Here is a 26,401-nt window from a genome sequence, read left to right on the forward strand (position 1 = left end):
TGCGCGATATATGCAACTTAATGTAAAATGCGCAGGTTTTACTGGGTATTTACCCGAAGTTTTTCCTACACTTCGATTTCGAACATCGCCGTAAAGCGGCACGTGCGCACTCCGAACCATTCCGACTCCGAAGAGAGTCGATTCGCGGTTCGAAGTTTTGTGCGCGGGGGGAGTTAAGTAATGAACGTCGAACGGCAAAGCCGTCCGGCAGGGGCACGTTTTACAAAGCTATGGGCGATGCCAGGCGATTGGCATGCCATGGCACGAGCTATGGGGCGTACCGGCGCGTCTGCACGCCGTGTTGTCCTGACGATCCTGCTGGGCACTGCCACACTGATGACGGCGAGCCACGCGCTCGCCCAGACGCCGTCGAGCGCGTCATCCGCCGCATCCGCCACCGATGCGACCAACACCACCGGTGCGGTCGTCGCCCTGCCATCATCGGGTGCGGTCACGCCGATCAAGCCTGCCGTGCCGATCGGTCAGTCGACCATCGCGCAGGGTGTCGCGCAGATCAAAGAGCGCTACAACCTCTCGCACGTCTGGCTGCGTACCGAGTCAGACGGCGGCGTCGCACTCGAAGCCGCCACGCCGGGCGATGAGGTGCAGCAGTTGCTGCCCGTTGCGAGCCTGTCGAAGTCGGTCACGGCTATCGGGATCGCGCTGCTTGTTCAGCAAGGCAAGCTGTCGCTCGACGCCAAACTCGGCGACCTGCTCACCGACTACGCGAAGGAACACGGCAAGCCGCTCGACCCGTCATTGCGCGAGCTGACGGTACGACGCCTGCTCGCCCATCGCGCGGGGCTGGCGACGAACGGTTTCAACGATCCGGTCAACGGTCTGTTCAGCGGGCTGGCCATTCGTCGCGTGGGCGGCAGCGCCGACTTCTTCAACTATCTCGATGCGGGCGAGGCCAGCCATTCGACGGGTCGCTCCGACTTCGTTTATTCGAACGTCTCGTATCTGTTGCTCGGGATGGTGATCGAGGCGGTGTCCGGCGAGGATTACAAGGACTTCTGCGAGAAGAACATCTTCGCGCCGCTTGGCGTGACGGATGCGGAGCTGCCCGAAAGCTGGCGTCTGCTTGCGCCGTTCGCGGGCTGGCAGATGTCGACGGGCGCGTTGCTCAAGGTGTGGCGCGTGTTCGATGTTCGGCACCCGAGTCTGCTCACGGAAAAGACGCTGCGCACGTTGTTGCTCGATAAGCAGTCGGGGCCGGTGAATTCGGATCGCGATGTGTATTACACGCTCGGCGTGTTCCTGCTGCCGGGGGCTGGGGATCGAAGCTATCGCATCAGTCACGACGGCATCGCCGACTTCTTCCGCACGCAGTCGACCTATTACACCGTGGTGGAGAAGACCGTGCCGGGCGACAGTTGGGCGCTGGTGGTCTCGCCGATTCCGTCGCGCGGCCAGTTCGGCGCGCTGCAACGCGACGTGCGACGCATCATTCGACAGGCGCGTCTGGTGCCTTGAGAGAGGGTTCGGCGACGGGGGCGTGGCTGAGATCTGCGAGATTGGTGAAATCGGAGAAGTCGCAGACGTACGTCCCCGCAATCAGGCCGCGTTTCTGCGACGCGGTCAGTTGCTTGATGCGGTACTCGGCACGCGAGGCCGCCGACCGGTCGGCAAACGACAGCGACAGCAGCACACGCGACGGCGGATACGCCCGCGTGAAGCGCGCCCCCTTCCCCGCCACATGCGCGGCATAACGCGCCTCCACGTCGACCGTGATCCCCGTGTAAATGCGTCCACCGGCGCACTCCAGCAAATAGAGATACCAGGGCTTCGGTGCTGCGACGGTCATGACTTCGTTCGGTTCCAACGTCTGGATTTACTTCTGAAGGGATGCGCGTATTGTAGTCGCACCCTCCCAAAGACCGAACCATGTAAGATCGCTGTTCTGGCCCATCATCAAAACGACAAGCGCCATGAACGAAACGGTTTCGTCGGAGACATTGCACGCCTCGAATCTTTTGCGCCGCGAACGATTGCGCGCCCGGTTACGGGCGCTCGGCGGGTACGCCGCCTTCGCGCTTCTCGCGCTAGCGCTATGGGCAGCGAGTCATGGAAGCACCACGCTCGGGCTATCGCCCACGGCGGCGCAAGCGGCTGTCCTCGTGCTCTTCACCATCGGCGCGTGGGCGTTCGGTCTGTTCCCCGAACCCGTCACCACGCTGACCTTCTTCCTGCTCGCCACGCTGCTACATGTCGCGAAGCCGGAAGTCATCTTTGCCGGGTTCCATTCCGCCGCGTGGTGGCTCGTCTTCGGTGGTGCCGTCACCGGGCTTGCCGTGCGCACCACCGGACTCGGCTCGCGACTCGCGTCCACCGTGTTCGCGCTCAAGCGTCCGACGTACCCCCGCTATGTCGCGTCCGTGATGGTGGCCGCTGTTGGCCTCGCCTTCGTGATGCCCTCGACCACCGGCCGCATTCTGCTGCTCATCCCGATCGTGCTCGCGCTCGCAGATCGCATCGGTCTCACCGAAGGACGACGCGGACGCACCGGTCTCGTGATGATGGTCGCCGCCGCGAGCTACATGCCGCCAACGACGATCCTCCCCGCGAACATTCCGAACAGCGTGCTGATGGGCGCGGCCGACTCCTTCTACGGCGTAAAGCTGCATTACGCGCCGTATCTGCTGCTGCACTTCCCCGTGCTCGGCGCGCTCAAGGCAGTCATTCTCGTGTGGGTCATCTGCCGTCTGTTCCCGGACGACGGCCCGCTCACGAACACATCCACCACAACCACGCCTGCGCTGACGACCGACGCCCGCCATCTGTCCATTCTGCTGGCGCTCGCGCTGGCAGGCTTTGCGACGGACGCGTGGCATGGCATTTCCCCCGCGTGGATCTCGGTGGCCGCTGCCATCCTTTGTCTGCTGCCCGCGATTCATATCGTGACGCCGAAGACCTTCACCGACCAGATGCAAATCACACCGCTCATCTACGTGGCGGGGTTCCTCGGCGTGGGTGCCGTCGTCGCGGATAGCGGACTGGGAGAGAAGGTAGCGCGGCTATGTCTGGACGCCGTGGGCATGGTGCCCGGCACGCCGGTCATCAATGCGGCGTGGCTCATCGCCATCGGCGCGGCCATCGGGCTTGTGGCGACGCTGCCCGGCCTGCCCGCCGTACTCACTCCGCTCGCGGGCCAGCTCTCCACGGCGAGCGGCCTGCCGCTCTATACCGTCCTGATGCTTCAGGTGCCGGTGTTCTCGACCGTGCTGTTGCCATATCAAAGCCCGCCGATGATGATCGCGATGCACCTCGGCGGCGTCGGCATGCGAGACGGCACACGGCTGACCGTTGTGATGACGGTTATCTCGCTGGTGCTGCTCCTCCCGTTGGATTACTTGTGGTGGCGTGTGCTCGGCATGTTGCCGTAAGCCGCCATGCGACGCGTCGGAATCCCCTGGTGATCGCGGCAGAACACCAGCCAGCGATCGCCGTCCTCGTCGCGCCAGAATGCGCCTTCGCGCTCCAGGATCGCTCTCAGCCGAAGCCGCACTTCGCGCAGATGCGCGTCGCTCACGCCCGGCAGAATCATCCCGCGCACGTAGCTCAGATGCGGCACCATTCGCAGCAATGTACGGATCAGCTGACAGAATCGCCTCACCGCCTGATCGCTCGAACGTGCCTCGGCGTCGAGCCGGAAATCGGTGATCGTCAGCACGTAGCCCGCAGCGACTTTGTCGAGACGATGACAAAGGGACAACTCGCCATTCTCGACGCGTTGTCCCAAGGTGATGCGCATGCGCTCGCAGACCTCCGCGCGCGCCGTGAAACGGTGAGTCCTGAAAAATGCCGCAACGGCGCGCTCGCAGACTGTCATGGATGGGTCACTGGCTGAATTAGCGGATAGCTTCGTAAAGCTTGGTGAGATGTTGCCCCGCAAGGCCGTACAACTGACGCGTGACCTCGCGCAACTCGCCGCTCGCGGCATCGATACGCTGACGCAAACGGTCGTTGCTCTTGCGCGTCTCGTCGGTCAGTCCGGTGGCGAACTCTCCGACCACCTCGTTGTCGCGTCCCCGGTTCGACAGATCGGCGGCCGCGAACTCGAACGCCGGTTTTCCGAACTGTCCGACGCCGCTCACCACACCACCGAACATCTGCCCGATTTCCATCTTGTCGCGCATGCCGTAGCGCGCGCCGATCATACTGCCGCCAAGCGACATGCCCCCCGTGAAGAGCGACCCGCCAGCGGACGTCATCGCGGCCTCGTAGTGCTTCTTGTTGGCCCGGTATTTCTCGTCGCGCGCCGCCACGCCTCTTGCGAACAGCATCACGTCGTGACGTGTGCGATACGACTGATCGGTGTTGCGCTCGCCGACACGAATTTCCATCATCAGCTTCACCAGTTGCATGAGCGTCACCAGTCCGTCGACGGCACGCGCACCACGATCCGGCATCTGCCCATCCGACACCCACGCGCCGCGCTCACTCTGCGCCGTGGTCTGCCACGACGTCGTCGTTGCTATGCCTGCCATTCATGTACCCCTTTTTGGAAGACGCGGCAAAAGCCGCGTCGATGATCGATAACACACACCTCTCATGCCATCGAGGCAGCGATGCGAATGCGCACAGCGCCCGTCTTGGTCACGGCGTCGCTAGCCGATTCTGCGATCTCGCCCTGCTGCGCCGACAACGTCTCCATGCGTTTGGCGACACGCTTCTTGTCGTCGCCGTTCAGCTCCATCAGGAACTGCAACCACATCATTTCCGTACCGATGTCGCGCGCCTGTCGTTGCAGCTTCGCGCGCTGGATGCCGATCGCGCCCGCCGTGATCTCGCGCGCACCGACCACGCCACCGCGAATCACACCCGAGAGCGACCACGTGCCGCGCACGATGGCGCGACGTCCCTGCGCGCCGATCTGCTTACTAAACGACTTCGTCACATCGGTCGCCGTTACACGTGCGCCCTTGGCTACTTGCTTGCCCGTCGACTTGACGACGCTGTCGAACGACCGCGATACCATCCGCTCGACCATCTCCTGCGTGAATTGCTCGGCCATGCGGTTGAAGCCGCGTTTGACGAGATTGCGTGCGGTGCGCGTGCCGTTCTGCGCGAGCGACTTTCCGACGCGTTTGCCGACTTCCGTACCGACCTGATACGAGACCTCGGAGACGACACGCTGTTTGATCGCGCCGATGGCTGCGTCGTCACCGGCCTTCACCGCCTTCGTGAGCGCTTCGCCCGCCCCGCCCTTCATCACGCGCGTAGCGGCCTTCGTCACCGAGCGAGATGCCATGAATCCACGCACCGACGTACCGAAGCCGACGACCATGCCGAGCGCCTGAAACGCCATCTGCGCGTAGCCCCACTTCGTGGCTTCCGCCTCGTACTTCTCGGCGTTCTCCGGGTCGACGAGCGCCATCGTCTTGTAGACCGCCGCACCGATGCCCGCGACGCCTGCGCCAACATCCGCAATACCGCCCGCAATCATCAGCGGGTTCATCGTCAACACGCCGGTCACGATCTTGACGGCGCCGACGACGACGTCGATCGCCGCGACGACCCAGTCGAAGATCACACCGAAGATGCCGCCCTTTCGCGCCTTGTCGGCGTCTTTCGTGGCAGCGTCCATCTGCTCGCGGAATTTCTGGATATCTTCCTGCCGCAGCTTGTCCTGACGCTCCGCCAGCAACTCAAGCGCCTTTTGCGTCGACTTCGCCGTGTCGCCCATCGCCTGCATCGAGATCATCGACGCGACCATCACGAGCGTTGACGGATCGAGTTTTTCGAGACTCGCGAGATCCGTCACCCCGAACTGCGACGGGGGACGCATGCCGTCTGCCGCCATCGCACTGCCCAGCGAATACAAGCGCTGCAGCATGCGGGCGAACGCACCTTCCGCGTCTTGCCATGCCCCGGCGTCGGTCGTGTCAGGAAGGAAGTCTTCCGACGCGAGCCAGTCGTCGGACATCTTGTCGTTTCGCAAGGCATGCGGCGCGGGCGTGTCCGTGCGCTGCCTCGTCGGCTCCCGAACATCACCTGGGGATGACGGACGGTATGCCGCGCCTACTGCGCCAATCACAGTCATGAGTTTCCTTTCGATTGAGAAGTTGACAGGGCGTCGCACCGGGCGCGCGCCGAATGTGCGAGCTTGCGATGCTGCGCGTTCTCGCCGCAGAGTCGCAGCGTCGCAAGGTAGGCCTTCGTCGCGTAAGACGCATTGCCCACGCTCTCGTAACTCATGCCCGCCAGATACGACGGGCGCGGGTCCGCCGCGCGGATCACACCGGCCTTGGCGAAGCACGGCAGCGCGTCGTCATGCTGGCCGAGGCGCTGGTAACACAGGCCAAGACCGAACCAGTCGTCGAACGACCATTGGTCGAGCGTGGCGAGCATGAAGTAGATACGTTGCGCGGCCGCGATCTCGCCTTCCTTGAAACGCGCAAGCGCGTACGCACGGACGCATGCCAGATCGCTTTCGTCGAGATCTGCAAGCATGCGCAGCGCGCCGCCTCGCTCGAAGAAACGCGAGAAGATCGCCGCTGTGTCGGCGGCTGACGCGTCGTGCGTCTCAGGCGGCAGCGATGACGACGTCGATGAAGGTGAATTCACGAGCGCATCGAACCGTTGATCTGATTGAGCTGCTGCCCACGCGAACTGATGATCGTGTTGGCGAGCGTCGAGACGCCGTTGTATTCCTGAAGGAACTTGTTGATTTCGATGTTCTCGATGGTGCGGCTGTCGGTCGCCTCTTCGCCCCGGCTGTCGGCCGCCGCTTTGAGCGCGCGCAGGTGATCCGCACGGTAATCGCCCGACGCCCCCGACGGTCCGGCATAACCCTCCTCGCCGATTTTCTTGCTGCGCGATTCCCAGTCCTTCAACGTCCTCTTCGTCCCGCTGTCGTCAATGGTGATCATGAGGTCGTGCTTGTCGAAGAATTCACGGATGCCGTCGCCGACTTTGGTCGTCGCCGTCGTACTGGTACCGAGTTTGTTGATGAGCGTTTCGATCTGATTCGCCACGTCGCGCGCCTCACGGCCGTGCGCCTGACGCGCGCGCATCGAGTCGATCTTCAGCTTGGCGTCGCCGCCGCTGGCTTGCATGAGCGTGGCGGCGTGCGCCAGCAACAGTGAGTGGATGTCAACGGTGCGCGCGGACGTCAGGGTGACGCCCTGCGGAGCCTGCTGCGACGCCGACGCGCCGTAGCGATACGCGTTGTTCAATTGGATTGAAGTCATGGGGTCGTTCCTGAATTCGATATGAAGGAGGGAGAGATGAGACGTGAATTGAAAGACAGCCGTCAGAGGCTGCTGGTGATCTTGCTCATGATGTCGCGCAACTTGGCGATGACTGCGTTGCTCAACGTCAACGCATTCTCGTAACGCGACAGAAATTGCTTGAGTTCGATCTGTTCGACGGTGGCCGACTCGCTCGTGCCCGACGCCATCGACTGCACACTGGCCCTGAGGCTGTCCAAGGTAGCGGTGCCGAGCGCGCCCGACGCCTGCGACGTCGACATCAGCGAGTGGCGCACTGCGAAGTCGCGCAGTCCGTCCGGCAGCGACACTGTGGCCTCGCCTGCGCGCAAACGCCGCTGCATCTCATCAATCGACGTCAGCCAGTCACGCGCATCGCGAGCGTTAGCCGAACGAGCGCGCGCCTTGCCCAGCCACTCGTCGACGCGCACCTGCAAGCCGTCCATCTGCTCGCTTGCGCGCTGCATCGTGCTCAACAGCGGGTTGTCGCCTGCGCGGCTCTGCGATGCGGAACTCGCACCCTGTGCAAACGCGCCACCCAGTCGCGGCGCGTTGTGCGTGTCGATCATGCGGTAGATCATGTCGCCTCCGTCACGCGCAAGTCCGATGCATCGCGCGGCTACGCGCCGGGGCTCGCGCTGCTTCATCATCCGTCGCGGGCACCTCAGCGTTCAGACGTTCGATCACACCGGCCAGAGCGACGGCCATGCGCTCGATCTCGCGCGCTTCGCGCTGAAACGCTTCACTGTCGAGCAGGGCGTCGAGACGGGCGAGCTTGTCCGCCGCCTGCGGTGTACCCGCCTTTTCCATCCGCTCGATCTCGTCGAGGACCGTCTGATAGTCGAGCGTCTGACGCGCCAGCTTGCGACCGGCCATCTGGATCTCGCCGCAAGCGCGCTCGTACTGCGCAAGCAGGGCATCGGGGTCGTGCCTTTCGGAGAGTGGGGAAGAGGACGTCGCCTCATTGGTGTTCAGAGCGTTCGGCTCTTGGGGTGTTGCGCACATCTGGGACATTTCAGAGCACCTCCGTACGTTTCGTAGCGGTTGTCATCACGACAACGGCATCGTACGGAGGTCCTCATGGTGCGCCTTTGCAAAGCCCGCCATCCCTTCCGGGAACCGGCCTCACTTCAGTCATTTCCCAGTGACGAAGTGGTTACGCGCATCGCGTTGCACGATGCGCGGCCCCTTATCCGGCGGGGCGTTCCGGTCATGCAACTTTCGATCGAGCCTTCGGCTTCACGCATGCCCGAAGCCGCCGCCTCCCGGCGTCTCCACGACAAAGATGTCACCGGGCTGCATCTGCGTGCGTCCGATGTGTGCCAACTCCTCGCGCGAACCATCTACGCGCTCAACGTAGTTGGCACCCAGCGCGCCCGTCCCGCCGCCCTGCGCACCAAACGGTGCGTGCACACGATTGTTGGAAAGAATCGACGCGGTCATTGGTGTGAGGAAGCGAATGCGCCGCACGGCACCGTTACCGCCTTGCCAGCGTCCGCTGCCGCCCGACCCCATACGAATGCGATGGCTCTCGAGACGCACCGGATAGCGCCACTCCAGCACTTCCGGATCGGTCAGACGCGAGTTCGTCATGTGCGTCTGCACGGCATGGGCACCATTGAAGCCATCGCCTGCCCCGCTGCCGCCCGAGATCGTCTCGTAATACTGGTACGTCTCGTTGCCGAAGGTGAAGTTGTTCATCGTGCCCTGACTTGAAGCCACGCTGCCGAGCGCACCGTAAAGCGCGTTGGTGATCGCCGACGACGTCTCCACGTTGCCCGACACCACCGCCGCTGGATACACGGGGTTAAGCATCGACCCCTCCGGCACGATCACCGTGAGTGGTTTCAGACAGCCCGCGTTGAGCGGAATGTCGTCATCCACAAGTGTGCGGAAGACGTACAGCACCGCCGCCATGCACACCGCGCGCGGGGCGTTGAAGTTGTTCGGCAGTTGCGCCGACGTGCCGGTGAAATCGATGGTGGCGCTTCTCGATGCCCGATCGACACGAATCGTCACGTCGATGACCGCGCCGTTGTCGAGCGGATAGCGGTAGTGCCCATCTCCCAGCGCCCCGATCACGCGACGTACCGCCGCTTCGGCGTTGTCCTGCACGTGTCCCATGTACGCGAGCACAACGTCGCGCCCGAAGTCGTTCACCATGCGGCGCAGTTCGTCCACGCCCTTCTGGTTCGCCGCCACCTGCGCGCGCAGATCGGCCATGTTCTGGTCGATGTTGCGCGCCGGATAGCGAGCGCCAGCGAGCAGCTCGCGTGTCTCACGATCGCGCAGTTCGCCTGCGGCCACGAGTTGCCAGTTATCGATCAGCACGCCCTCTTCTTCGACGTGGGTGGAATCCGGCGGCATCGAGCCCGGCGTGATCCCGCCGATATCTGCGTGATGGCCGCGCGAGCCGACATAGAACAGCGGCTCCGCCGCGCGCGTACCGGCTGCGCCGTCTTCATCTTTGACGAACACCGGTGTGATCACCGTGACGTCCGGCAAATGCGTGCCGCCGTGATATGGATCGTTGAGCATGAAGACGTCGCCCTCGAGCATGCGCCCGCGATTGCGCTCGATCACCGTCTTGATGCTCTCGCCCATCGATCCCAGGTGCACCGGCATGTGCGGCGCGTTGGCGATGAGGTTGCCGTCGCGGTCGAACAGCGCGCACGAGAAGTCCAAACGCTCCTTGATGTTCACCGAGTACGCCGTGTTTTGCAGACGCAGCCCCATCTGCTCGGCAATCGACATGAAGAGATTGTTGAAGATTTCGAGGCGCACCGGATCGGCCTGCGTGCCCAGCCCGCGCTGTGTTTCCCGTGGGACCACGCGCGTGAGGACAAGGTTGCCCTGTCCGGTCATCTGCGCCTGCCAGCCCGGCTCGACGACCGTCGTACCGCTCTTCTCCGCGACGATGGCGGGACCGTCGAGGGTGTCGCCCGCGAGCAAGGTGTCGCGCTCGAACAGCGCCGCATCGTGCCACGTACCCGCGGCGTAGAGCTTCACCCGGTCGATGGCTTGCGGCGCGCCGGACGTGCGTGCCTCGAGCGGCGTGATGTCGACCGGCGCGTCCGACAGTCCGATGGCCTCGACCGACGCAACCTCCACGATCAGCGCCGCCCCGTCCATCAGGAACGAATAGCGCTGACGGTACGCGGTTTCGAATGCGTCGCGCATCTGCGCCACGCTGCCGAACGGCACAGCGATGGCCGAGTCCGTGCCCGCATAACGCACATGCACGCGACGCACCGTCTCAATGCGCGACGGCGGTACGCCCTGCGACAGGAGTGCGTTCACCGCATCGTCGGCCAGCGCGCCGAGGGCGTCTTCGAGTGCCGCAAGACCATCGTCGGCCAACGGCGCTTCGATCATGCGTTCGCGCATCGCCGTCTGGTCGGCCAGGCCCATACCGTAGGCCGACAGTACGCCCGCCAGCGGATGCGCGAAGACCTTGGTCATACCGAGTGCATCGGCCACGCCGCACGCGTGCTGGCCGCCCGCGCCACCGAACGTCGTCAACACATAGCGGCTCACATCATGGCCGCGCTGCACGGAGATTTTCTTGATGGCATTGGCCATCGCACCGATGGCAATGTCGAGGAAGCCCTCGGCGAGCGCTTCGGGGGTCTGACGGCGACCCGTCGCCTTCTCGATCTCGGCGGCCAGTGCCGTGAACTTCGCGACCACGACGTCGCGATCGAGCGGTTCGTTGGCGTGCGGGCCGAAGACCTTCGGGAAGTGCGCGGGTTGAATCTTGCCGAGCATGACGTTGCAGTCCGTGACCGCGAGCGGGCCGCCACGACGATACGCCGCCGGACCGGGGTTCGCGCCCGCCGACTCCGGGCCAACGCGCAGGCGCGTGCCGTCGAACGACAGCACCGAGCCACCGCCCGCCGCCACCGTGTGAATACTCATCATCGGCGCACGCATGCGCACCCCGGCCACCTGCGTCTCGAACACACGCTCGAACTCGCCGTTGTAGTGAGAGACATCCGTCGACGTACCGCCCATGTCGAAACCGATCACCCGCTCGAAGCCCGCGGCGCTCGACGCGCGCACCATGCCGACGATGCCGCCTGCGGGGCCGGAGAGAATCGCGTCCTTGCCCTGGAAGTTATCGGCGCTCGTCAGCCCGCCACTGCTCTGCATGAATTGCAGGTTCACGCCCGGCATTTCCTTTGCCACCTGTTCGACGTACCGGCGCAGGATCGGCGACAGATACGCGTCCACCACGGTGGTGTCGCCGCGCGAGACCAGCTTCATCAGCGGCGAGACTTCGTGCGAAACGGAGACTTGCGCGAAGCCGATGTCGCGCGCCATCGCGGCGAGCGTCTTCTCGTGGGCCTGATAGCGGTAGCCGTGCATCAGCACGATGGCGATGGCGCGAATGCCCTTCGCGTAAAGCGCTTCGAGTGCGCTACGGGCTGAAACGACATCCAGCTCGCGAACGACATCGCCGTGCGCACCGACACGCTCGTCGATTTCCACAACGTCGGCGTACAGCGCTTCGGGCAGTGCAATGTCGAGATCGAACAGTCGCGGACGATTCTGATACGCGATGCGCAACGCGTCGCGAAAGCCGTGCGTGGTGACGAGCGCCAGCGGTTCGCCCTTGCGTTCGAGCAAGGCGTTGGTGGCCACTGTCGTGCCCATCTTCACCATATCGACGAGATCGGGCGTGATCGGCTCGTCGACGCTCAGCCCGAGCAGGTGACGGATACCTGCGACGGCGGCGTCGCGGTACTGCTCGGGGTTCTCCGAGAGCAACTTGTGCGTGACGAGCGTGCCGTCCGGGCGGCGCGCCACGATGTCGGTGAAGGTGCCGCCACGGTCGATCCAGAACTGCCAGCGCGACGCGGTCTGATGCGCGGGCGCGCGGTTTTGGGCAGGGGGCGTGAGAGCGTTCGTCATGATGTCATTCGCAAAACAAGGGGGGGATCAGTCGGGGGATCAGGCGAGAAGCGATAGCGCGGCGATGACAGGCGGTGCGCGGCGCACCGCCTTGCGTCATTCAATTAGTGCGTGGTGGGTTCAAGCGATTCGAGTTCGCGACCGCGCGTCTCTGGCAGCGTGAGTGCGGCGATGATCAGCACACCGTAGGCCACACCGGCGAAGATGCCGATGGTCGTGCCCAGACCGTATTCCTTCGAGAGCATGCCGATCAGGAACGGGAACAGTGCGCCGATGGCACGGCCGACGTTGTAGCAGAACCCTTGTCCGGAGCCGCGAACCCGCGTGGGGAACAACTCGGTCAGGAACGCGCCCATGCCGCTGAAGATGCCCGATGCGAAGAAGCCGAGCGGGAAGCCGAGCCAGAACATCGCGCTATCGGTCAGCGGCAGCGAGGTGTACGAGAACGCGATCACCATCGAACCCACAGCGAACAGAATGAAGTTCGGCTTACGGCCCAGACGGTCCGTCAGATACGAACTCGCGAGATAGCCGACCCACGAGCCGAAGATGATCATCGCGAGATAGCCGCCGGTTCCCATCACGGTGAGGTGGCGCTCCGTCTTCAGGAACGTCGGCAGCCAGGTGGTGATGGCGTAGTAGCCGCCCTGCGCGCCGGTCGTCAGCAACGCGGCGCGAATTGTCGTGGAGAGCAGCGCCGGGCTGAAGATGGCCGCCATACCGGGCGCATCTTCCGACTTCGCCTGCTTGGCCTTCTCCTTCTGGTACACCTCCGGCTCCTGCACGTAGCGGCGGATGAACAGCACGAGCAACGCAGGCAGCAGCCCGATCAGGAACAGCGCACGCCATGCCAGTTCGCCCGGCATCAGCGAGAACAGCACCGAGTAGAGGATGGCGGTCAGCCCCCAGCCGATGGCCCAGCCCGATTGCACGAGGCCCACGGCTTTGCCGCGATCGCGGGCGCGGATCACTTCGCCGATGAGCACAGCGCCCGCCGTCCATTCGCCGCCGAAGCCGAAGCCCATGAGCGCACGCGCGGCGAGCAGTTGATGGTAGTTCTGCGCGAGACCGCATAGTCCGGTGAACACGGCGAACCACAACACCGTGAGTTGTAGTGTACGCACGCGGCCGATGCGATCCGAGAGGATGCCCGCGACCCAGCCGCCGAGGGCCGAGGCAAGCAGCGTGAGTGTGCCGATGAAGCCCGCGTCGGCGAGGCTGATGCCCCACGTAGCGATCAGCGTCGGGATGACGAAGCTCAGCATCTGAGTGTCCATGCCGTCGAGCATGTAGCCGACCTTGCAGCTCCAGAACGCGCGCTTTTCGCGCGGTGTGGCGTCGCCGTACCAGCCGAACAGGCTGCCGCCCGCTTCGGTGGGCGCCGAGGAATCTGTCCCGACGGGGGGCGCGAGAGGGGTTTTGCTTTCCATGAGAAAAAGGCTCCGGTGATGTCCTGACTTGCCGTGTGATGCACTCGGGCCGCGCTCATCCGACAGGCGTAGGTCGTCACCGGCGGGCAATACCTCTCCCGCCGCAGCCCTTTATGGCGCGGTTCTTTTGCTGATTCGTTAATGCTGGGTGGTGCGAGTGATGCGGGTACTGCGGGTATTGCAGTCTCTGAATGACGTCAGAAGACGGCCAGCGACGCGTTCGTGATGTCCGTCATCAGCATGTAGCCGGGACGGTGCCCGATCGCGAGCGGCAGCTTCGCGCCCATAAGCGCCGTTTGCGGCGTGACGCCACAGGCCCAGTACACGGGCAGCTCACCGTCGCGAATGGTCACTGCATCGCCGAAATCCGGCTTCGACAAGTCGGCAATGCCCAGCGCCGACGGATCGCCGATATGGATCGGCGCGCCGTGCACGCCAGGAAAGCGGCTCGTGATCTGCACGGCGCGAATGGCGTCTGCGCCTTTCATCGGGCGCATCGACACGACCAGCTCGCCGCCGAACTTACCGGCACGCTGATTCGCGATGTTGGTGCGGTACATCGGCACATTGCGGCCCTCTTCCACGTGACGCAGCGCAATCCCTGCTTTGGCCAGCATGTCCTCGAACGAGAACGAGCAGCCGATGGCGAACACCACGAAGTCGCTCTGCCAGAACTCCGCGAGGTTATCGACCTGCGCGTCGAGCTTGCCGTCGCGATAGACGTTGTAGCCCGGCACGTCGGTGCGGATATCGACTTCGCGTCCCAGCGCGGGCACGTGCCACTGTCCCGGCTCGCCAACGCCCAGCAGCGGGCATGCCTTCGGGTTGCTCTGACAGAAACGCAGGAAGTCGTGTGCATGCGCTACCGGCACGATAGCGAGATTCGCCTGCGCGAAGTCGCCGCAATATCCGGCGGTTGGCCCACGGAACTGCGCCGAGCGCACGGCCTGACGAAACTCGTAAGGCGTGATGCTGTCGCGTTGCGAAGTGAAATCGTGTGGGGTGGCTCGGTGGTTCATGGCAGATCCGGCTTGAGTGGGAGACGCCAATGCGGCATCGGATGGGAGAAGCATAGGAAGAAAAAAAAGTTGCCGCTAACGAGTTTTTGTTCGCCTCTGTGTATAGAATTTCTTAACAACCTCGGGGGTTTTCCCGAAGTTCGTTGCATTTATTTTCACTGCACCGTTCAGCACGCTGCACACCTTGCGTCGCAGACTTTGGGCAGCTTCCCGCCCCTCTCCCGGTCCATCGACGCTCACGGAGCCCCATGAACACGCGCTTTCTCGAAACCTTCGTCACGCTCGCCAAGCTGCGCAACTTCCGCGCGACGGCCACGGCGTTGCATGCGACGCCCGCAGCCATCTCGCAGCGTCTCAAAGTGCTGGAAGAGGAGTTGAAGACCGAGCTTGTCGACCGTGACAGCCGCGAGTTTCGACTCACGCCGAACGGGGAATACCTGCTGGGCTATGCGAAGGCAGTGGTGGAGGCTGCGCGTCGTTTGCAGGCGGCAGCGTCCGGGGAAAGCACGTTGGGCGCACGGCTGCGTCTGGGTGTGATCGAGACAGTCGTACACAGCTGGCTGCCGAACTATCTGCGACGCCTCGCCGCCGACTATCCAACGCTCGAAGTCGAGCTGACGGTCGACGTCTCCGTGCAGTTGCAGCGGCGTCTCATGGCCGACGAGCTCGACCTCATCATTCGTGTGGAAGGCAGCGATGACAGCAGCGTGGTTTGCAACGCACTGGCCAACTATCCGGTGCACTGGATTGCACGCAAGGGCATGTTTCCGAACACGCGCAGCGGGCTTGCGAAGCAGGTGTTACAGCATCCGATCCTGACCTACGGACGCGGAACTGCGCCGCATCGCGCGCTTGAAGACATCGTGGCCAAGCTGGCCGGTGTGCACGGCGTGCCGCTCTCCGAGACGCGCATTACCGGCTCGCCGTCGATTGCCGTGATCGTGCAGCTGGTGCGCGACGGGTTCGGCGTCGCCGCGATTCCGCGTCTGTTCGTCGACGCGCTGATCGCCAGCGGCGAAGTCGTCGAGTTGCCCTTGCAGCCAGCGCCGCCGTCCATCGTCGTGTCGATGTCGCGCCGTGCCGATGCACCGCTGTTCGTGCATGGTGCGGGCACCGCCGCACGCGCCGCGTGTGCCGAGTACTGTCAGAAGAGCGACCGTCGGCTGGTGGAATTGCTGTGAGCCACTGACGTTGCCGACGTCGCTGACGAATCGACGGCAACTCAGTGAAAGTGCGCAAGCCGCGTGACGAACGTGAAGTCCGCTTCCGACGCCATCAGCGACATCAGCACGAGTAGCGCCAACGGCGGAATCAGAATGGCGTAGACAAGCGCGAGCCGCTCCCACCGCATGTGCATGAACACCGCAACGATAAGGCCCGCCTTGGCGATCATCAGCGCGAGAATCAATCCCCATCGCAAATAGCCTTGCAGATTCGCGTAGTCGACGAGATACGAGAACGTCGAAAGCACGAACAGCAGCCCCCACACTTTCAGATAGAGACCGACCGCGTGTTGTTGTCCGGTGTGACCGGCACTTTGCGTCGCTGCCGCAGAGGATTCCATCGCGCCTCCTACCAGAGATAAAACAGCGCAAAGATGAACACCCACACGAGATCGACGAAGTGCCAGTACAGGCCCGCGATCTCCACCAGTTCGTAGTTGCCGCGTCGCTCCAGCGTGCCGTTGAGTACCTTGCGCATGACGGTCAGCAAATAGATCACGCCCGCGCTGACATGCAGCCCGTGAAACCCGGTGATCATGAAGAAGCACGCGCCGAACTGCGCTGCCCCCATCGAATTGCCCCACGGCCGAATGCCTTCGTGCACGATCAGGTTCGTCCATTCGAAGGCTTGCATGCCGACGAACGCGATGCCGAAATACGCTGTCGCGAGAATGCACGCTGCGGTCTTGTCGCGGTCGCGCCGGTACGCGTAATTCACCGCCATCGCCATCGTGCCGCTGCTCGTGATGAGCACGAACGTCATGATCGCGATGAGCAATAGCGGCACCGGATGTCCGCCCACATTAAGCGCGAAGATCTCCGCTGGATTCGGCCACGTCGCCGTGGTCGACATGCGCACCGTCATATAGCCGATCAGGAAGCTGCTGAACACGAAGGTGTCCGAGAGCAGGAAGATCCACATCATCGCCTTGCCCCATGGCACGCGGAACGTGGCGCGATCGCCGGACCAGTCGGTGACGACACCGCGCCAGCCGTCAGGCGGCGTGATGGCGGACGCGGCGGACGCGGCGGACACAGCGGAGGATGGGGTGGACGATGACGTATTCACGAGGCGCCTCCTGGCCGGGCCAATGCATGGACTTACGGCGCAATGCCGGTGCCGCACAGACGCTGCGCGATTTCCGGCGTGAGATTGACGATGGCCGCGAACAGCACCACCCACAACACGAACAGGAAGTGCCAGTACTGTGCGGTGAGCGAGAGACGTCTGGCCCGTGCGGCATGCGTCACGCGACGCGGGATCAGCAACGCCCACGCCACCACGCCGCCAAGCAGATGCAGCGCGTGCAGCCCGGTGAGCAGGAAGAAGAAGCTGTTGGCTGGGTTGCCCGACACGCCGTAGCGACGCAGCGCGAGATCGCGCCATACCCAGAGTTGTCCGGAAACAAAAGCGAGTGCTAGCGCACCGGCGAGTGTCCAGTCGCGCCGCGAGCGTCGTAGTTCACCTCGCTTTGCCTGCGATGCTGCCGACTGCATCACGATGCACGCCGCTGCCAGCACGCCCGTGTTGACCCACAGCGCATTGACGGGTGGCAACGGACGCCAGTCGCCAAGACTCATGCGCATGACGTACGCCACGAGCATCAGCGCGAACAACATGCCGATCACGCCCATGAGCCACCAGAGCGCCACCTGCGACGCCGCACGTCGACGCGGTTGCATCACGGGAACGCCGCCGGGAATGCCATCGGGTGGCATCGGCGGCCACGACGGAACGGGCCTCATGGTGTCGCTCCTTTCGGGGAATCGGGCGAAGGCGGTGCTTTGCTACCACCGCCATGCAGCGCCGCCGAGTCCCCCTCCACCAGCGTGGCGGGACGTCGTGGATCGGGGGCGAGATTCTGCGGCACGAAATCGTCGATGTCACCCGGTACGCTGTACTCATAGGGCCAGCGATATGTCGTCGGCAACACCGCGCCCCAGTTGCCGTGGCCGGGCGGCGCGTGCGGTGTCTGCCATTCGAGCGACGCTGCGCGCCACGGATTCAGACCGGCCGGTTTGCCGTGTCGCACGCTCCACGCGAGGTTGAACAGGAACAGCAACTGCCCCAGCGCCACGACGAACGCGGCGACCGAGATGTAGGTGTTCATCGTGTGTGCGGACTCGGGAATGAAGCTGTAGTTCTGGAACTCGTAGTAGCGTCGCGGCATACCGAGAATGCCGAGATAGTGCATTGGAAAGAAGATCGCGTAAGTGCCGAGAAACGTGATCCAGAAGTGCCACTGACCGAGGCTGTCGTTCAGCCGCCTGCCGGTGACCAGCGGATACCAGTGGTAGATGCCGCCGAAGACCACCAGCAAGGGCGCCACGCCCATCACCATGTGAAAGTGCGCGACGACGAAATAGGTGTTCGACAGCGGCATGTCCACACTCACATTGCCGAGGAACAGCCCCGTCAGTCCGCCGATCACGAACGTGCTGATGAAGCCGATGGCGAACAGCATCGGCACCGTCAGATGGATGTCACCGCGCCAGAGCGTGAGCACCCAGTTGTAGACCTTGATCGCAGTCGGAATCGCGATGATGAGCGTGGTCGTCGCAAACAGAAATCCGAAGTACGGATTCATGCCGCTGATGAACATATGGTGCGCCCACACGACGAACGACAGCACGCCGATGGCGAGAATCGCCCAGACCATCATCCGGTAGCCGAAGATGTTCTTGCGCGCGTGAACGCTGATGAGATCGGACACGATGCCGAACGCTGGCAATGCGACGATGTAGACCTCGGGGTGCCCGAAGAACCAGAAAAGATGCTGAAACAGCAGCGGGCTACCGCCGCGGTAGTCGAGCGGCTGTCCCATCGACACCACCGCAGGCATGAAGAAGCTCGTGTGCAGCGTCTTGTCGAGCAGCATCATCACGCCGGAGACGAACAGCGCCGGAAACGCGAGCAGCGCCAGCACCGTCGCCATCACAATGCCCCACACGGTGAGCGGCATGCGCAGCAACGTCATGCCTTCGGTGCGCGCCTGTAATACGGTGGTGACGTAGTTCAGGCCGCCCATCGTCGCGGCCACGATGAAGATCAGCAGCGAGACGAGCATGAGCACGATGCCCCACTCTGTGCCCGGTGTGCCGGGCAGGATCGCTTGTGGAGGATAGAGCGTCCAGCCTGCGCCGGTCGGGCCGCCGGGCACGAAGAAGCTCACCATCAACACGATCACGGCCAGCAGATACACCCAGTAACTGAGCATGTTCAGGAACGGGAAGACCATGTCGCGCGCGCCGACCATCAGCGGAATCAGGTAGTTGCCGAAGCCACCGAGGAAAAGCGCAGTGAGCAGATAGATCACCATGATCATGCCGTGCATGGTGACGTACTGGTAGTAGTGGCTGGCGTCGATGAACGAGAACTTGCCGGGGAAGCCCAGTTGCAGACGCATGAGGTTGGACAGCACGAGCCCGACCAGTCCGACGGCAATGGCCGTGCAGGCGTACTGCACAGCGATCACCTTGTGATCCTGACTCCAGATGTACTTCGTCCAGAAACTCTGCGGGCCGTCGTGCCCACCGTATCCACGATGCGTACCGTTTGCACCGGCATGGGTGGAACCGTCGGCATTCTCGGCATTGCCAGTCATGACGTTGTCTCCCTGTGTTGCCGGTGCGGCCCGCGCGCGTCTGTGTGCGACGCGCGTCTGGCTACGGCGCCGGCCTGATCATCGGCACACTCGGTTGCGCCGGTCCCGGCGATTGCGGACCGGTGGACTGTCGCGGCGGGATCGCCAGCGGCGGGGCGTACGTGTTCGGATCGTTCTGCAACGGCAGCCCCGGCGTGCCCCCCTGGCGACGCGCAGGTTGGGACGGCGGCTGTGTTCCCTGATTCGTCTGATTGACCGGTGCGGATGGCGTCAGCGGTCCGTATTGCACCGGCGGGCGCGGCGACTGGAGCGTGTTCTGCGCGAGCTGCATCGCGGGTACTTCGGTTCGGGGCGAAGACTGTGCGGGGGCGCCCAGCGTCCGGATGTAAGCGATGAGCGCCTTCAGATCGTCGTCGCTGAGTTCCAGTTTAGGCATGATCGGGGCGAAGCCCTTGGGCACGCGTGCCGTCGGGTTGCGGATGAATTCGGTGAGATAGGCGTCGTCGACGTGCGCGGAACTCCCATCCTGAAACGTCTCCGTCTTTCCGTAAAGCCCATGCCAGGTCGGCCCGACGCCTGCTGAACCATCCACCGAATGGCAACCGGCGCATCCTTTGGCCTGCGCCAGCAACTTGCCCTTCGCGGCGAGCGGGTCCAGCGCGCCCGCCCCCGCGTGCTGCGATTGCAGTGCAGCAAAGGTGGGGAGTTTGGCGACCCAGGCGTCGTAGGCGGGCTTGTCGTCCACGACGACCACGCCGCGCATGTTGGCGTGGCCCACCCCGCATAGCTGCGCGCAGAGGATGTCGAAGCGTCCCGTGCGGGTCGGTGTGAGCCACATCTGCGTGACCATACCGGGGACCATGTTCATGCGCGTGCGAAACGGCGGGACGTAAAAATCGTGAAGCACGTCTTTTGCGCGTAGCAGCAATTTCACCGGCTGACCAACGAGCAGGTGCAGCTCGGGGGCGTCGACGATGCGGTTGTCCTGATTCGCCGGATCCTTGGGATTCAGGCCCAGCGGATTGTCGGCGGTGACGTAGCTCGGGTCCGATGTGCCGAGCCGTCCGTCCGGCCCCGGCAGACGGAAGCGCCACTGCCACTGCTGGCCGACGACTTCGACGACATGGGCGTCCTTAGGTGCGTCGATCAGCTTCGCGTAGACGAACAGTCCCGGCGCGAGCATGGCGACGATCCCGACCGTCGTAATGCCGATCAGCCAGAATTCGAGACGTCGGTTATGAGGTTGATACGCGGCACGGTGCCCGTCGCGATGACGGTAGCGAAAAATCGCCCATGCGACGAAAAGATTGATGACGACGAAGGCTACGCCGGTGATCACCAGCGTAAGGGTGAGGGTGTCGTCCATCTGGCGCCAGTTCGACGCCAGCGGGGTCTGCCACCACGGGCTCCAGAAATGAAACGCGAGCGCCGCAACGACAACGACGATCAGTAGGATCGGGAGAGCCATATAGTCCCATGCAAAGACGCCGAATCGCGGCTCGCCTTTCAAAACTAGACGCTAAGGGAAACATGTCAAGGTCCGGCTTTGCAATTTCCTGGGCCAGAGGGATATCGGCAGCGTCATCCGCCCCGGCTGCGTTGCCCTGATGAATAAGGTCGTGAAGTATCCAGGTATGGGAGTCTTGTAGTGACTGGTAGAATTTCCGCTGATCTCCCTCTTTCCTCCTCTGCCATGACGACCCCTCGAAAAATCTGTGTCATTACCGGAACTCGCGCCGAGTACGGTTTGCTCCGTTGGGTCATGCAAGGCATCAAGGACGCCCCTGAACTTGAGCTGCAAATCATCGCCACCGGCAGTCATCTTGTCCGTGAGTTCGGCGATACGTACAGGGAAATTGAGCGCGACGGTTTTCCCATCGACCGTAAGGTCGACATGCTTATGGCTTCAGACACGCCCGTTGGTGTCGCCAAGTCGATGGGTATTGCGCTCCTGGGTTTCGCCGATGCGCTCGCCGATCTCTCGCCCGATCTGATTGTGGTGCTGGGCGATCGCTACGAGATTCTGGCGGCCGTCTCAGCGGCCATGGTCGCTCGCATTCCGATTGCCCATCTTCACGGCGGCGAAACTACCGAAGGTGCGTTTGACGAGAGTATCCGGCACTCACTAACGAAAATGTCACACCTCCACTTCGTTGCGGCAGCGCCGTATCGGGACCGCGTCATTCAACTCGGAGAGTCACCAGAGACTGTGCATCTGGTTGGCGGACTCGGCGTGGACGCGATCAAACGTGTCAAGTTGCTCGACCGCGCTCAACTGGAAGCATCGATGGACTTCCGATTCGGCAAACGCAATCTGCTGGTGACATTCCACCCGGTGACGCTGGAGTCAGATTCAGCAGGTCGTCAAATGGACGAGCTGTTCGCAGCCCTCGACACGCTATCCGACACGCACGTCATCTTCACGCTGCCGAACGCGGACACTGACGGCCGCGCCCTCATTCGTCAGGTGAACGACTACGTTGCCACGCGTGCGCATTGCCGCGCGTACCCCTCTCTGGGACAACTTCGGTACCTGTCGTGTATTGCTCAGGTCGATGGCGTGGTGGGAAATTCGTCGAGCGGCATTGCCGAGGTGCCGAGCTTCGGCAAGGGCACGATCAACATCGGAGATCGCCAACGCGGTCGGCTGATGGCAGATAGCGTCATTCAGTGCGCGCCAGAACGTGCCGACATTGAGCAGGCACTGACGACGCTCTATTCTCCGGCGTTTCAGGCAGCATTGGCGCGCACGATCAACCCGTATGGCAATGGTGGTGCAAGTGCGAAGATCGTCGAGGTTCTGAAGTCCGTCGATCTCTCCAACATATTGAAGAAATCGTTCTACGACCTCGACGTGTCAGGCGGGCCGATCGAGCGCTAAGCGCTGTCAGTCGACAGAAATGGTAGCGACCTTCCCCGTCAGCCGGGCTTGAATTTCGCTGGCCAGTGCAATTGCCGAGTCGGGCGTCGCGTCGAGCGCGTGAACGACAGCCGGTATGCCAACGTTCGCGTACTCGGTCACCAGGGTTGAAGGATAGGCAACCACAAGATCGACGGCAGGGAAGACACTTCGCTCGTGAATAACTTGCCAGGGTTGTCGTGCGACTTGATTACCCGGTGCCGCCGTCGGATGCGGCTTATAGAAGACTTCGACATCGACGTCACCCCGCGACAGCTGATTCATCAGCGCGATATGAAGCGGTTCGCATAGCGTGTGCCCAACGATCAGCAGACTCGCTCGCCCCGTCGTATTCATTCGGGTCAGTTCAATGGTCGGCTTGAAAGTTCGCATCTCAACCCCGCGGGCCACGCACTCGGGCGTCAACACATCGCTAAGGAAGACGGACTGCGAAATCGCATCGTAGACCGAGAGCCGTGAAACCGACGTCAGCCGATGAGGCAGCGGGAAATGGAGTCGACCCGACGGTGCCTCCCCATTCGCCGACAGTCCCGCCAGCGCCCCATGCTGCACCAGTGTTAGCGCATTGCCTCGTCCGCTGCGCGCGATGGCATCAGCCAACATGGCCCAGCGATCATAGTGCTCGGCGATGAGCAAACGGCATTCTGTGAATTTGGCCAATGCGATACGCGCGGCGAACCAGCGCACGGCGGTGTAACTTTGCAAAGCCCAAAGTCGCGTTGACGGCCTGCGGCGTAATTCGGCAGACGCCCGTATCGCGAGCTTTCGCGCCAGTTCGATGTCCTCCGCCGTTAGCAGCGAGAACGCATCGACCTGGGCCTGGCCAGGCGGCAGCGGGTGAATCGGTGCCCACGGGAAAGTGAGCCATTGCTTCGGTTCTTCAGGCAGCGCTGGGATGTGAAGCACGTCCGCCGCCCGGGAAGAAAAGGCGACCGCGAGTTCGCGGCACTCCGATGTCAGTCCTTGCGGCGCGGGAGCGCAGGATTGGCGATAGCGATCCAGACGGCTCGCATCGTAGTTCAGATAAGCGCGTGCCGCGCCGACGTTCCAGAGGGCACGAGACACAGTACCCACAATACGCAACGCCGGCTGCAACTTCGCCGACATGCCGCGCCAGCGCGACGGACGCGGTAAGTGTCCAAACGCGCCTGCATTGCTCCCACCGATCGAATAGAGATGCGCATCGACGGCAATCTCGTTCTCGGTGGCGAGCAGATACTCTTCGATCCAGGAAGACTCAGACATTACGTTCCATCGCAGGTGCTGCGTCGCCACCACCATCAGGTGCGGTCGATGCGACGTAATGGGGTATCGGCCGCAACGACATTCTTCTGAACAGGTACGCAATCACTGCAATGTAGGGATACAGATAGAAATCGGTCCAATTGATCAGGCTGCCGCGCAAATGCGAGATCATGAGAATCGTCATGAGAATCGACGCAGCCCAGTACCCCAGCGAATCATTTCGAATCGCCCGTCCGTGAATGAATCCGATGATCCCAAGATACAGGGCAACCAACGGCAATCCTCCGACGAACATGAAATTAAGATACAGATCGGTCTCTACCGGCCATTGCTCGGTCGCACGAATCGCCCACGACTTCGGGAAATAGATGTCCGTCAGCAGGTGATTCATGTCGAAATACATGTCCGGACTCGCCAGACCGAAAGGCGTCTGAAATTTCACAAACGGAAGGAAGAACGTCATCAGGATGCTCGGATCGAAATCGCGCACCGAAATGGCCAGGTTCTCGAGCGTATTGAAGTAATTCAGCGCATACGGAATCATCGTGTCCGCGCTAACCCACGTGATGTTCCGAAAATACAGGCCCAACAGAAAAATCATGACGAACGAGACGTAAAGCAGGATCGTCTTGACCGTCAGAAGCTTCATGTTGCGCACCCAGGGCAACATCGACACAACGGCCAGCAAGGAAATTTGGAGCTTGCTGCCGTGCACCGGGGAGGTCACTAGCAACCAGGCAAGAAAAACGCAGAGCGCAACCTTGCTGTGCTTGCGCACACAGTAATAGCCCGTCAATGCCGCCAGCGCCACCGAGGAGAAGTGACTCAGCACGACATAGACGCCGGACCCGCTTCGGTTCAGGAATGCGTCGCCGGGATTTGCCTCCCAAACCGAAAAGCCTCCACTGGATTGCACGATCATCACGACCATCGCCGTGGCGATGACATACAGAATGATCAGCGTGCCGCGGAGAGCAAAAATCCCGGGGACGCCCCCTCGATAGTCGGTGCGATGACCGGCCCGTCCCATCCTCTCCCCGAATTTAATTGCCACAACCCCGAGCCCGAACACCGTAAACGCCAAAGCAATAGCCAACTGGTATTCCGGTCGGTCCAACATGCCGTCAAAGCGCTGAGCGAACATCGGCGCAACGATAAACCATGCGCCGTAATAGGCGTAAAACAAGGCCAGAGGAGAAAAGGCTCGCTTCGGGAGGTTTGTGACGAGCATCACCGCGAAGAAGCACACGAACGCAGTGAAGTTGCCCGCGTGATCCAGGTATCGTCCCCAAATGACCAGCAGCCCAACGATATAGACAATTAGCGACGACATTGAGAGTGTTCTACGGAATATTCAGGCAGTGGAGCGGAATTAGCCGACCGAGAAACCGTCGTCGATCACGATGTTTTGGCCACACACATAGGCGGAGTCCGACGACAACAAGTACAACACCGAGCCGACAATATCCTCCGCGTCCAGCATTCCCTTCTCGCGGCAATGCGCGTTGTATCGGGCCAGGAAGTCCGGATTCTGACCGGCAAGGATCCCGCCGGGGCTCACACAATTGACACGGAACCGGGTCCCCTTCGTGTATGCCGTCGCGTAACTCGTGAGGTGCTGCAATCCCGCTTTAACCGCCGCATACTCGACGGGCATGGTCATCGGCAGCCCTTCGTAGACATCGAAACGCGGTGCCATCACGCCGTAAATCGATGAAAAATTCACCAGCGAGAACGGCTGCTTCGAATGCAACGCGTACTGAGCGCACTGCTGCATGAACAGGAAATACGCACCCACGTGCCGACTCACGTTCTCACAGAAATCGTCGTACGTCACCTCATAGAATTTCGCACCGTACCGGGCATTGCGCGGATAGGCGGTGTTTACCGCACCGTCCACGCCACCGAACCGTTGTTCGGCGTCGGACAACAACTGGCGAATCGCCGTCGCGTCGCTCACGTCTAGCGTCTGGCACATGACGCGCGCCCCATACTCCGCCGCCACGTCATTCAGACCGCTTTCGTCCACGTCCGCAACGACAACGTTTGCATCCGCCTGGACCAGTGCGCCGACAATGGCCCGACCGATACGGCCGGCACCACCGACGATAATGATCGTTTTATTGTTTAGGTTCATTGTTGTTCTGCCCGAATAAGGACTTCGGCGAATTGGAAATCGTGAATGTCATCGATGTCCACCGCGCGAATTTTGGGGACGACCACCGATCCAACGCGCCCGTCGAACAGACGATCGTGAGTGCGAACAAACTCGGGGCGTGTAACGTAGGCGACGGTCGTAAGGTCGTACACGGCCGGTGCATCCTGACGACGCGCCGCACCATGTCCGCCAATCACGAGATTCGTCTGCCCCTCCAGCGTGCGAGTCACCATATTGAAGTACGGACTGCGTGCAGCAGGTGTTACCGTGACAACCACGTCGGTCGAATCATTGAGGGCATCAAGGCATGCGTTCACGTCGTCTACCGAACGCAACGGACTCGTCGCCGGCAGACTGAGAAAGATGTCGAACGCACCGGCGCGCGCAAATACGGTATCAATGGCATGACGCCACGCGAGCCATTCCGGAGCGGTGTCGGTCGCCAGTTCTGCGGGACGATCAATCACTTCAGCGCCAAATTCGCGTGCGACGCGTGCAATCGCTTCATCTTCGGTCGACACGTAGATCTTGTCGACCCGCGCGACCTGTTGTGCAGTACGGATCGAGTGAGCCATCAGCGGCAAGCCGCCCAACTCACGGATATTTTTGCCTGGCAGTCCCTTGGACCCGCCACGGGCAAATATGAATGCGCAAACGCTCACTGCTTTCCCCT

Annotated in this window: 23 protein-coding genes and 1 pseudogene; 4 read left to right on the top strand and 20 right to left on the bottom strand. The window is 62.5% G+C overall.

Going from position 1 to position 26,401, the window contains the following annotated elements:
- The first annotated feature begins 258 nt into the window (after positions 1-258).
- Positions 259-1,476: a serine hydrolase domain-containing protein gene (locus tag PAN31117_RS10205; RefSeq protein ID WP_174990908.1), complete on the top strand. Its 1,218-nt coding sequence runs from the start codon at positions 259-261 to the stop codon at positions 1,474-1,476.
- On the opposite strand, the gene PAN31117_RS10210 is transcribed toward PAN31117_RS10205, so the two are convergent.
- Positions 1,448-1,807: a GIY-YIG nuclease family protein gene (locus tag PAN31117_RS10210; RefSeq protein ID WP_150738111.1), complete on the bottom strand. Its 360-nt coding sequence runs from the start codon at positions 1,805-1,807 to the stop codon at positions 1,448-1,450. The two genes, PAN31117_RS10205 and PAN31117_RS10210, sit on opposite strands and share 29 nt — an antisense overlap.
- Before the next feature lie 124 nt (positions 1,808-1,931).
- Between PAN31117_RS10210 and PAN31117_RS10215 the strand changes: the two genes are divergently transcribed.
- A complete protein-coding gene (locus tag PAN31117_RS10215) occupies positions 1,932-3,386 on the top strand; it encodes an SLC13 family permease (RefSeq protein ID WP_150738112.1) in 1,455 nt (484 codons plus the stop codon).
- On the opposite strand, the gene PAN31117_RS10220 is transcribed toward PAN31117_RS10215, so the two are convergent.
- The 10 genes from PAN31117_RS10220 to PAN31117_RS10265 form a co-directional block, all read right to left on the bottom strand.
- Positions 3,350-3,754 (bottom strand): hypothetical protein, encoded by a 405-nt coding sequence (locus PAN31117_RS10220; protein ID WP_150738113.1) that lies wholly within the window; start codon positions 3,752-3,754, stop codon positions 3,350-3,352. The two genes, PAN31117_RS10215 and PAN31117_RS10220, sit on opposite strands and share 37 nt — an antisense overlap.
- Positions 3,755-3,851: 97 nt before the next feature.
- The gene (locus PAN31117_RS10225; protein WP_150738114.1) at positions 3,852-4,490 is read right to left on the bottom strand and encodes a hypothetical protein; all 639 of its coding nucleotides are present in this window, start codon (positions 4,488-4,490) and stop codon (positions 3,852-3,854) included.
- A gap of 62 nt (positions 4,491-4,552) precedes the next feature.
- Complete coding sequence (sctE, locus tag PAN31117_RS10230; protein ID WP_174990909.1) at positions 4,553-5,929, bottom strand: type III secretion system translocon subunit SseC family protein; 1,377 nt, start codon at positions 5,927-5,929, stop codon at positions 4,553-4,555.
- 113 nt (positions 5,930-6,042) lie between these two features.
- On the bottom strand, positions 6,043-6,570 hold the full coding sequence (locus PAN31117_RS10235) for a CesD/SycD/LcrH family type III secretion system chaperone (protein WP_246189012.1): 528 nt from the start codon (positions 6,568-6,570) through the stop codon (positions 6,043-6,045).
- Positions 6,567-7,196 (bottom strand): hypothetical protein, encoded by a 630-nt coding sequence (locus PAN31117_RS10240; RefSeq protein WP_150738116.1) that lies wholly within the window; start codon positions 7,194-7,196, stop codon positions 6,567-6,569. Before PAN31117_RS10240 ends, PAN31117_RS10235 begins: the two co-directional genes overlap by 4 nt.
- Before the next feature lie 62 nt (positions 7,197-7,258).
- Positions 7,259-7,795, bottom strand: coding sequence for a hypothetical protein (locus tag PAN31117_RS10245; protein ID WP_150738117.1), 537 nt, complete (start codon positions 7,793-7,795; stop codon positions 7,259-7,261).
- Between the two features lie 10 nt (positions 7,796-7,805).
- Positions 7,806-8,228, bottom strand: a complete 423-nt coding sequence (locus PAN31117_RS10250; protein WP_150738118.1) for a hypothetical protein — start codon at positions 8,226-8,228, stop codon at positions 7,806-7,808.
- A gap of 225 nt (positions 8,229-8,453) precedes the next feature.
- Positions 8,454-12,128, bottom strand: a complete 3,675-nt coding sequence (locus tag PAN31117_RS10255; protein ID WP_150738119.1) for a hydantoinase B/oxoprolinase family protein — start codon at positions 12,126-12,128, stop codon at positions 8,454-8,456.
- 104 nt (positions 12,129-12,232) lie between these two features.
- Positions 12,233-13,558, bottom strand: a complete 1,326-nt coding sequence (locus tag PAN31117_RS10260) for an MFS transporter (RefSeq protein ID WP_150738120.1) — start codon at positions 13,556-13,558, stop codon at positions 12,233-12,235.
- Between the two features lie 197 nt (positions 13,559-13,755).
- On the bottom strand, positions 13,756-14,577 hold the full coding sequence (locus PAN31117_RS10265; protein ID WP_281349164.1) for a putative hydro-lyase: 822 nt from the start codon (positions 14,575-14,577) through the stop codon (positions 13,756-13,758).
- Positions 14,578-14,825: 248 nt separating this feature from the next.
- Here PAN31117_RS10265 and PAN31117_RS10270 point away from each other — a divergent pair, with 248 nt between their 5' ends.
- Complete coding sequence (locus tag PAN31117_RS10270) at positions 14,826-15,758, top strand: LysR family transcriptional regulator (protein WP_150738121.1); 933 nt, start codon at positions 14,826-14,828, stop codon at positions 15,756-15,758.
- A 41-nt stretch (positions 15,759-15,799) separates the two neighbouring features.
- On the opposite strand, the gene PAN31117_RS10275 is transcribed toward PAN31117_RS10270, so the two are convergent.
- The 5 genes and pseudogenes from PAN31117_RS10275 to PAN31117_RS10295 form a co-directional block, all read right to left on the bottom strand.
- Entirely contained in the window at positions 15,800-16,141 is a 342-nt protein-coding gene (locus PAN31117_RS10275; RefSeq protein ID WP_039393862.1) for a cytochrome C oxidase subunit IV family protein, read from the bottom strand.
- Positions 16,142-16,149: 8 nt separating this feature from the next.
- Positions 16,150-16,836, bottom strand: a complete 687-nt coding sequence (locus tag PAN31117_RS10280) for a heme-copper oxidase subunit III family protein (RefSeq protein WP_150738277.1) — start codon at positions 16,834-16,836, stop codon at positions 16,150-16,152.
- A 65-nt stretch (positions 16,837-16,901) separates the two neighbouring features.
- On the bottom strand, positions 16,902-17,546 hold the full coding sequence (locus PAN31117_RS10285) for a cytochrome c oxidase subunit 3 (RefSeq protein WP_150738122.1): 645 nt from the start codon (positions 17,544-17,546) through the stop codon (positions 16,902-16,904).
- Positions 17,543-19,405 (bottom strand): cytochrome c oxidase subunit I, encoded by a 1,863-nt coding sequence (gene ctaD / locus PAN31117_RS10290; protein WP_246189013.1) that lies wholly within the window; start codon positions 19,403-19,405, stop codon positions 17,543-17,545. Before ctaD ends, PAN31117_RS10285 begins: the two co-directional genes overlap by 4 nt.
- A gap of 346 nt (positions 19,406-19,751) precedes the next feature.
- Positions 19,752-20,873, bottom strand: a pseudogene (locus tag PAN31117_RS10295) (cytochrome c oxidase subunit II); the annotation flags it as partial.
- A 225-nt stretch (positions 20,874-21,098) separates the two neighbouring features.
- On the opposite strand from PAN31117_RS10295, the gene neuC reads away from it, so the two are divergent.
- Positions 21,099-22,286: a UDP-N-acetylglucosamine 2-epimerase gene (gene neuC / locus PAN31117_RS10300; protein WP_150738124.1), complete on the top strand. Its 1,188-nt coding sequence runs from the start codon at positions 21,099-21,101 to the stop codon at positions 22,284-22,286.
- Positions 22,287-22,292: 6 nt separating this feature from the next.
- On the opposite strand, the gene PAN31117_RS10305 is transcribed toward neuC, so the two are convergent.
- From PAN31117_RS10305 to PAN31117_RS10320, 4 genes are read right to left on the bottom strand one after another with little or no spacing between them, the layout of a single operon-like run.
- A complete protein-coding gene (locus PAN31117_RS10305; RefSeq protein WP_150738125.1) occupies positions 22,293-23,570 on the bottom strand; it encodes a hypothetical protein in 1,278 nt (425 codons plus the stop codon).
- Entirely contained in the window at positions 23,563-24,903 is a 1,341-nt protein-coding gene (locus PAN31117_RS10310) for a polymerase (protein WP_150738126.1), read from the bottom strand. Before PAN31117_RS10310 ends, PAN31117_RS10305 begins: the two co-directional genes overlap by 8 nt.
- A gap of 39 nt (positions 24,904-24,942) precedes the next feature.
- A complete protein-coding gene (locus PAN31117_RS10315; RefSeq protein ID WP_150738127.1) occupies positions 24,943-25,707 on the bottom strand; it encodes an oxidoreductase in 765 nt (254 codons plus the stop codon).
- A complete protein-coding gene (locus PAN31117_RS10320) occupies positions 25,704-26,390 on the bottom strand; it encodes an acylneuraminate cytidylyltransferase family protein (protein ID WP_150738128.1) in 687 nt (228 codons plus the stop codon). Before PAN31117_RS10320 ends, PAN31117_RS10315 begins: the two co-directional genes overlap by 4 nt.
- Positions 26,391-26,401 lie beyond the last annotated feature (11 nt).

Origin of the sequence: Pandoraea anapnoica (genome assembly GCF_902459765.1) — a bacterium.
Lineage (GTDB): Bacteria > Pseudomonadota > Gammaproteobacteria > Burkholderiales > Burkholderiaceae > Pandoraea > Pandoraea anapnoica.